This is a genomic window from Arthrobacter sp. NPDC092385, from assembly GCF_044755105.1.
Lineage (GTDB): Bacteria > Actinomycetota > Actinomycetes > Actinomycetales > Micrococcaceae > Arthrobacter_D.
This window is the reverse complement of record NZ_JBIVQL010000040.1, coordinates 1-2447: the sequence shown is the minus strand read 5'-3', so window position 1 is coordinate 2447 and position 2447 is coordinate 1. Positions and strand designations below refer to the sequence as shown.

The window sequence follows — 2447 nt, the reverse complement described above, 5'->3', positions numbered from 1 at the left end:
CACCACACGGGGTGCGGCAACCAGCAAATTCAACCAATCAAAAAACAATCGGTATCAACAAACTTGGCACACTATTGAGTTCTCAAACAACAGGAACGTTCGATTACTTGCAATCCCGACGCTTTCGCGTTCTTTCGGGCTTGTTTTCCTTCGCCGTTATGTTTACAGCTTATTTCATTCTCTTTTCTCTTGTCAAATCCTCTGCTTTGGCCTACAGCCTGCATATCGGAATACGACAAGACAATCCCATGACAAATGGAGGTCAATTTCGTGTTCGCTTCAGAGCGCACGAAGTGACCGCTGGATTTGAAGGGGGTTGGCTGCCCTCACCGGGGCAACTCATAAGACATTACACGCCGCGCTGGATCGGGGCAAACCGATGGAGCGTCGCCTCCGTCACGTCATCCTGGGGGCTCCCGGCGCCGTCCTGCCGGCGCTCCCGGCTGCTCTTGCCGAGATGAACAGGCCTCGGGCGATGACCGGGGCAGCGACCTGGTGGTGCACGTTCTGCAGCTCCGCGCGGACGTCCAGCACTACCTGCGCGGCTTCTTTGTGGGGCCGGCCAAGGCACAGCTCACTCGGTCGGTTCAGCTCGAGGGCGCCTCCATTGGCGGACCTGCCCTCCCGGCCCGGTGGCGCGGCCCCCAGCCAGCGCTTGGAGCCGCAGGCGCCCCTCGATTGGTCGGCGCGACGGACGGGACGGGAGGGAAACATCGTTCGACGAACGAAGCTGCCGGGTAGCGGGGGCCACGTCCGGGCTACGTGCGACCGAGACGGGACAGCCGTCACGACACGGGTAGGGGCAGTACCGCACAGGCTGGGGCAGTACCGCACAGGCTGTGCGTGAGCCTGAGTCCCGGAGCGCCTATGACTCATTCACAAGCCAGCGGTCGAGCCAGAATCGGGTGACCCAGCGAGACAGCTATTCCTGGCCCCCGGCCATGACCCACACGGTTTGTTGTGACCGCCTGTCGCGGCGGAATTCACCTTCGAACAGGCACCTGCATCCCCGGTCGTGACGAAGCACGGGTTGACCGTGAACCTCAACCACTACCTCGAGGTCCTCCACCACGAGCCCGACGCCCTACCTTGTTCGACCGCCCTGGCTCAGGCACGAGCGTCCGGGGCCTTCACCTCCACCACGAACCACGCTGGCCGCGGCCCGGACGATCGATGGGGACACCGGCGGCACCGAGCCCTGATCGATGTTCTTCTCCTCCGCCAGTCAAGGGCAGCCGACGACGTCATTGCAGGGATCACCGCAGCACTTACCGTCGGAGCGGTAACCACCGATGTCATCGCACTTTGGACCCGCCGATATGAAGCTCTTGCGTGAGGTCGGCGTGGACCGTCAACGTGTTGAACAAGCTCGCGGCGCCGAGCGACGGGCACTCAGCCGTACTCAATGCCGTCTCGCGGACCCGACCGCGTACCGGGAAGTTCGCTACGTCCAGTTCGAGCATGTTGCTGGGGAGGAAACGTGGGCTGAGGTTGCGACTCTCTTCGTCTCGAGCTTCTCCGCCCCTCCCTACAATGAACCACCGGCTGAGCTGCAGAGCATCGACCGATGGGGGCCCGAATGTCTTGCTGGTCCTGGCGGGCGACTCGTCGCGGCGAGTCACGATGAGCACGTCATCGGCTTCGCGCTATCTCAAAGGCTTGACCAGGACAGCTCCTGGCAGCGCCGACTAAAGGAAATGCTGCCAGAGCGAGACGCCGCAATCACGCCATCAAGAACCGTCATCGTCCAGGAACTAGCTGTCGACGAACGCTTTCGAGGCCGCGGGATAGCCAAACAGTGCATCCATCACCTGCTCTCGAGCCGAACGGAAAACGATGCCATCCTCGGCGTCTATGGCCAGGTACCCCAGGTCCGGGAGATGTACGGACGCTGGGGTTTTTCAGAGATGGGGGCCTCTCTGATCTATGGCGGCTCCGTGACCCTGCACGCCTTGCATCACAGACTTCCCTGGTCGGCCTAGTTCTCCGGCCGACCCGTCCTCGCCCAGGCCCCCTGGCTTGTCGGGCCGAATCGCCCCAGCGAACAGGTCGACAAGGGTGATGCGGCGCGATCCCAGGACACGATCGGAAGCGGCAGACGCATCGTCATCGGCCGGCCCACCACCTCTGGGCGGGTACGGCTTGCGTTCAGTTCCCAGGTCACATCTGGCTTGACCCAGCGATCGGTTGGATCGGCCACTCCCGAAGTGGAGCCGGAGACAGCCGTCCCTCCTCGACCGCGCGCCGCCCCGGACTGTCACCGGTGTCGGCGCCTCGAGTGGATGTGATGGAAGCCTCTGCTGCAGGCCGTACGGTGTGCAGGGCTGCCGGCTCGGTGTTGGCACGGTGCTGTTGGGTGGGTGTGGTTTGAATTTTTCGTGGTGTGGGTTAAATGGGGGGAAGGCCCCGCACCTGGTGGTGTGGGGCCTTCCCTTTTTTGTGTTGCT

2 protein-coding genes are annotated in these 2447 nt (G+C 62.7%); both read left to right on the top strand.

What is annotated here, in order from left to right:
* Positions 1 to 461 (top strand): hypothetical protein (locus tag ACIQCY_RS18235; protein ID WP_400485209.1); only part of this gene is annotated, 461 nt, incomplete at its 5' end.
* Positions 462 to 1319: 858 nt separating this feature from the next.
* A complete protein-coding gene (locus ACIQCY_RS18230) occupies positions 1320 to 1982 on the top strand; it encodes a GNAT family N-acetyltransferase (protein WP_400485208.1) in 663 nt (220 codons plus the stop codon).
* Positions 1983 to 2447: the final 465 nt, after the last annotated feature.